This window comes from Gammaproteobacteria bacterium (genome assembly GCA_003696665.1).
Taxonomy (GTDB): Bacteria; Pseudomonadota; Gammaproteobacteria; order Enterobacterales.
Window position 1 is genome coordinate 1 of the sequence record RFGJ01000631.1, and the last position, 5,720, is coordinate 5,720.

The 5,720-nt window shown below is 51.3% G+C and carries 6 protein-coding genes and 1 tRNA gene; 3 read left to right on the top strand and 4 right to left on the bottom strand.

The features are described from left to right. Positions 1 to 128: prepilin-type N-terminal cleavage/methylation domain-containing protein (locus D6694_15210; GenBank protein RMH34406.1), on the bottom strand; the 128-nt coding region annotated here is incomplete at its 3' end. A 376-nt stretch (positions 129 to 504) separates the two neighbouring features. Between D6694_15210 and D6694_15215 the strand changes: the two genes are divergently transcribed. After that, positions 505 to 580 (top strand) — tRNA-Thr (locus tag D6694_15215). Positions 581 to 594: 14 nt separating this feature from the next. Here the strand turns inward: D6694_15215 and D6694_15220 are convergent. Both D6694_15220 and D6694_15225 read right to left on the bottom strand, forming a co-directional pair. Next, complete coding sequence (locus D6694_15220) at positions 595 to 1,032, bottom strand: DUF3293 domain-containing protein (protein RMH34407.1); 438 nt, start codon at positions 1,030 to 1,032, stop codon at positions 595 to 597. Continuing rightward, entirely contained in the window at positions 1,025 to 1,912 is an 888-nt protein-coding gene (locus D6694_15225) for a recombination-associated protein RdgC (GenBank protein RMH34408.1), read from the bottom strand. Before D6694_15225 ends, D6694_15220 begins: the two co-directional genes overlap by 8 nt. Between D6694_15225 and D6694_15230 the strand changes: the two genes are divergently transcribed. Both D6694_15230 and D6694_15235 read left to right on the top strand, forming a co-directional pair. After that, entirely contained in the window at positions 1,911 to 4,457 is a 2,547-nt protein-coding gene (locus D6694_15230; protein RMH34409.1) for a S9 family peptidase, read from the top strand. The two genes, D6694_15225 and D6694_15230, sit on opposite strands and share 2 nt — an antisense overlap. Before the next feature lie 26 nt (positions 4,458 to 4,483). After that, complete coding sequence (locus D6694_15235) at positions 4,484 to 5,329, top strand: 3-deoxy-8-phosphooctulonate synthase (GenBank protein RMH34410.1); 846 nt, start codon at positions 4,484 to 4,486, stop codon at positions 5,327 to 5,329. A gap of 6 nt (positions 5,330 to 5,335) precedes the next feature. Here the strand turns inward: D6694_15235 and D6694_15240 are convergent, their stop codons facing one another. Beyond that, positions 5,336 to 5,704 (bottom strand): VanZ family protein, encoded by a 369-nt coding sequence (locus D6694_15240; protein ID RMH34411.1) that lies wholly within the window; start codon positions 5,702 to 5,704, stop codon positions 5,336 to 5,338. Between the last annotated feature and the right edge of the window lie 16 nt (positions 5,705 to 5,720).

The window sequence follows — 5,720 nt, forward strand, 5'->3', positions numbered from 1 at the left end:
CCTTCAGAAACGTGTGAACGCTTCAGGTAATCTTGGTATGCCGGAATGGCCACCGCAGCGAGAATGCCGATGATGGCGATGACAATCATCAGTTCGATGAGGGTAAAGCCTTGCGATTGGCGTTTCATAGTTGGTTTCCTCCAATTGGTTAATGCACCAGAATGTTTGCGTCAGTGGCACGCCGAATGTTGGCTGCCACACCCAGATTCGCTAGGTACTCACAGTAAAGCATGAACCGTGCCAGCTTGAAAAGGGCATACACCTATTTTGTGAAATAATTGGCAAAAAACTCCTAACGTGTTGATTTTTTTAGGTGAGTCATGTCTTCTTGGCTCGTTCCTACAACACTTTATCATGGATTGGCAGTGTTGGAGATTGACGCATTTTGTCACCCAAAGCCAAGTGATGTGACAAAAATTGTCACTATGGCGGCATCGCTGACAAATTATGTCAATTGCGATTGCGTCCGGAGCGCGGCTTCACTAAAATAGCGCGCGTCGATGGGCCGGTGTAGCTCAGCTGGTAGAGCAACTGATTCGTAATCAGTAGGTCGGTGGTTCGAGTCCACTCACCGGCACCAAGCATGCCCTGCCTTTATTTGTATTCGTCAATAAAAACAAGGGTCGGTGTTGTCTCAATGGTGCCCGTAATGACCGCGCACTGACCAAATCTTCGCCCTAGCGCTATCGCCTCCGTCTGCGTGATGGCGCCAATTAAACATCCAATTTCATCGGGCCAATCGCCGTGAAGCGCCACATGCCGGGTGGGTTGATATGGCAGTTGTTGCTGCGCGAGCACGCTTTTGAGCCGTTTGCGCGCTTTGATATTGTCGATCTCGGGTCGGGTTTGGGCGTGCGGATTGTCTGCGGTGACAATGGCGTACGTTTGAGCGTCCACCGATTGCAGCCACTGAATGACCGGCAGCGGCAGTGGCTTGTTAAGAAAGACGTTGGAGACGCAACCATCCTGCCATTCAACACAGTATTTTGTATTGTAAAAGGCTTCAACGAGCGCGTCGTTTGGTTTAGCCATGTTCGATCAACGAGACAAAATCATGCCAAAGTGCACACAGCTGGTGTTGCATGACGGCAAAGGTGTGTGCTGCGGCTTCGGTCGGATCATCTACTTTGCTTTCTTCCTTGATGTTGTCAGGCCACTGTAGCCGTGTCAGCATCCCGTCGGACGTCGCCACCAAAGTGAGTGCGTCACGCCAAGTTAATTTCGTTTTTTGCACCAGTATGTTGTCGTCAAATAAATGCGCCAACAGGGGGTCATTTTCCGCAAAACCTTTGTAACGCCATTTGCGTTGGACATCAGTTGAATCAATCCCTTCGATTTCGTCGCCTAATGTCCATTCCTCAGGCATTGATCCTTGCTGCCACCACCGTGTCATGGCTTTCGCCGGACTTGAGGTGAACGGCCATGGTTTGACAGGCAGTGAACCAAGCGCTTGACGCAATAATCCGAGGATGGCTTCGGCGCGACTGGCAACGGTGGTGTCCACAACGAGCAGGTTGTGTTCGTCGTTCCAGAAAGCAGCAATACGCCGCGAGCGACAAAATGCTTTGGGCAGTAGTTCTTCTTCAACCATGGTTTTCAATGCCCGTTTCTCCCGCGCCGAAATGGGCTGCCCGGTTTCGGCTTCGATGACTTGGCGACGTTCTTCGACCTCGTCTTTGACAACGGCGGCAGGCAAAAGACGCTCTTGTATACGGACGGTGATCAAAATGCTATGACCAGCACGGTAATACAGCGCTGATCCTTCCGGCAGTGGCGGCACGAAACCAATGGATATTTTTTGCGTCGCGGAACAGGGCTGGAACTGATACTGTTCCAGCGACTGTTGAAGTTGTTCAGCGGCGGGCGTAATCGGCTGTTGCAATTGGTATGGACGCAGGTGACGAAACCACATGATGTTGGCATCCTCGTTTGATTTGAGGGCGCGATTATCCACCAATTGGTCAGGGATGTCATGTACTGGAAAAACTCAGCCGCTGAGGTATGATGACGGCTATTGCTTGTCAATGAATGTGATGCGCATGAAAAAGATCGTCTTTGCTGCCTTGTTTTGCAACTTTATCGCGTATGCCTTCGCGCAGACTCCGACACTCGAACAAATTATGGCAGAACCGGATTGGCTAGGCCGTCAACCAATTGCCCCTTACCTATCCATGGATGGGAAAACCGTTTATTTTGAGCGCAAGAAAGAAGGGAGTTTCAACCGTGAACTGTGGCGGTTGGCGCTGCCGGATGGCCAAATGGAAAAGCTTTCGACTAAGGCTATGCGGCAACGTGATGTGCGCGAGTTTGCGTTGGACCGGTCGGGCCGGATGGCGGTGTATGCCCGGGATGGCGATATTTTTGTGAGAGATTTGTCGACCGGTGTCGAGCGTCAGTTGACAGCGACAGAAGACGATGAATACGCCCCGCAGTTTGTGGATGATTCGAATACCGTTGGGTTTTGGCGAGGCGACAGTTATTTTTGGCTGACGACCGAGGGAACCTTAATTGAGAAGCTGACATTGAAACATGAGCTGCCAGAATCATCGGCTGATAACGCCTACGACCCATTAGCCAAGCAGCAGCTTGAGTTTTTTGCCACAGTTCGACGTGAAGAAGCCGATCGCAAGGCGAAAAAAGACGAACAAAAGGTGCTGAAAAGTCTGAGCCACCCAGACGCTGCCTATCACGTGTACTTGGGAAAACACATGCAGGTGGTGGCACGTAGTGTCAGCCCTAATGGTCAGCATGTCATCTTGGTACTCGAGGATGACCGGGATGAACGAGGGCGCCCGGGGCATCTGGCGCGATTTGTGACCAGGTCTGGTTATGTTGAAATCGAAACTTTGCGTCAAAAAGTCGGGCGCGTGGCGCCACGTCCGCATTACTTGGTCTGGCTGGATGTGGCAGCACGAAAAAAATACGAAATTGATTATCGGACGCTGTCGGGCATCCATGACGATCCGTTGGCTGATCTCCGTAAGAAAGCACGGCGTTGGCATAAGAAGAACGGCGCTGATCAGCAATGGATTGAGGAAAATCTCTCTGCGCCGGAACAACGGCCGGTCGAGATCACAGACATCGCTTGGTCAAAAAACAATGTCGCAGCGCTGCAGATTCGCGCTCGGGACAACAAAGATCGATGGATTGCTACCTTAGATATGAAAAATGTGCGATTGGTGCAACAGCATCGATTGACGGACCCTGCCTGGATCAACTGGGCGTTTAATGATTTTGGTTGGATGCCGGATGGTCGCACATTGTGGTATTTGTCGGAAGAGAGTGGCTACTCTCATCTTTATCTCCGAGATACGATACGTCGCCGGACTCGCCAGTTGACGCAAGGACATTGGGAAGTCAGTGAACCCAAGGTGGATGAGAAGGGCGCCTACATTTATTTCCGTGCGAATCGGCCGGATCCGACCAAATACGACATCTTCCGGGTCAACACAAAAAGTGGTGAGATTGAGCAATTGACTCACTGGGGTGGGGATAGCCACTTTCTATTGCCTCGGGATTCGCGTGGCCTCGTGTTGCTGCACTCCACTGTACTCCAACATCCTGAATTATATTGGCTAGACTTAGCGAGCGGCGCTAGCCCGAAACGTCTGACCCATACAGTCAGTGACGCCTTTCAATCGATTGATTGGGTGGCGGCGCAAATTGTTAAGGTTCCGAGTTCGCACGTCAAACGGCCGATCTACGCTCGACTTTACAAACCGAAAACATTGGCGCCTGGGAAACGCTACCCTGCCGTGGTGTTTGTGCATGGCGCTGGTTATTTACAAAACAGTCATCAAGGCTGGTCTGATTATTTCCGTGAAATGATGTTCCATACATTTCTGGTCAATCATGGTTATATCGTTTTGGATATGGATTACCGCGGCTCGGAGGGCTACGGGCGAGATTGGCGTACTGCCATTTATCGGCAAATGGGGCATCCGGAAGTTGAAGATTTGGAAGATGGCGTGCGCTACTTAGCCGAGCACTGGCAAGTGGATCCAAAACGAGTGGGTGTGTATGGCGGCTCGTATGGGGGCTTTTTGACATTCATGTCACTATTTAGAAAGCCCGACCTTTTTGCGGCGGGTGCGGCATTGCGGCCGGTGGCGGATTGGAAACACTACAATCACGAATACACATCGAATATTCTTAACACACCGCAATTGGACCCTTGGGCCTATCGCGCAAGCTCGCCGATTGAGTTCGCCGAAGGGCTGGCAAAGCCACTGCTGATTTGCTCGCCCATGCTGGATGATAATGTGTTTTTCCAGGATTCCGTGCGCTTGGTGCAGCGTTTGATCGAATTGAAAAAAACGCGGCTCTTCAATATTGCGATTTATCCAATGGAACGCCATGGTTTCAAACATGCGTCAAGCTGGCTTGATGAATACACGCGTATCTTTGAGCTGATGGAACGTCATGTCAAAACGCCGCAGGAGGCGAAGGCCAATTGACAAAATGGCTGAACAGAGAGAGCAAAATGATGCATAAGACGATTCATATTCATGAGATAGCGATCGCCAATGATCGACCCTTTGTGCTGTTTGGCGGGATGAACGTGTTGGAGTCGCGTGAACTAGCGATGGAGGTGGCCGAAGCCTATGTTGATGTGACCCAAAAACTCAATATTCCGTATGTGTTTAAGGCGAGCTTTGACAAGGCTAATCGTTCTAGCATTCATTCTTTCCGGGGCCCAGGGATGGATATCGGATTGCAGTGGCTTGCTGATATCAAGGCTCGCTTTCAGGTGCCCATTGTCACCGATGTCCATGAGCCTTATCAAGCTGCCCCGGTGGCGGAAGTGGCGGATGTGATTCAGTTGCCCGCTTTTTTATCGCGCCAGACTGATCTGGTGGTTGCAATGGCACGCACAGGTGCGGTCATCAACGTCAAGAAGGCGCAATTTTTGGCACCACATGAAATGGTCAATATCATTCGCAAATGCCAGGAGGCAGGCAACGACAATGTGATTCTGTGCGAGCGGGGCACCTGTTTTGGCTACAACAACCTCGTCGTCGATATGCTCGGCTTCGGCGTCATGAAAAAGACTGGCTACCCGGTGATGTTTGATGTCACGCATTCGTTACAAAAACCCGGTGGACGTGGCGATTCAGCCGATGGGCGACGTGGACAAGTGACCGAGCTTGCCCGTGCAGGTATGGCGCTCGGACTGGCAGGTTTGTTCCTGGAAGCTCATCCAGAACCGGAAAAAGCCAAATGTGATGGGCCTTGCGCCTTGCGGCTGTCCCAGCTTGAACCTTTTTTGCGTCAAATGAAGCAGATCGATGATTTGGTGAAGTCGTTTGAGGAATTGGACACGGAATAGGTCTATTTAGTGCGGTGGTGTCAGCCAGCGACGCCAGAAAGCGACTTTGGCCGCTGGCTGATGCAATGTGTAGTAGATGGCAAGCCCGACAACATCGGCACCAATATCACCCCACTCAGCAAGCCGATTTTGGGTAAAGCTTTGCAAGACTTCGATAAGCACGCCAAAAAGCAGCAGGCCGCCTGCTTTGTGGCGCATGTGCCGCCCGTTCGACCAACCGAAGTCAGCAAGAAAGTAAAGCACGGCAAAGGCAAAGCCGTGATTCAGTTTGTCGGAATAGCTGACAAAAGGGAGGCCTGCGCTGGTGATGGCTAACCACAGAATCACGCACGCAGTCACCACGAACGCCACACGAAAAAAAATGGTTTCTTTCATCGTCAATCAGACAGAG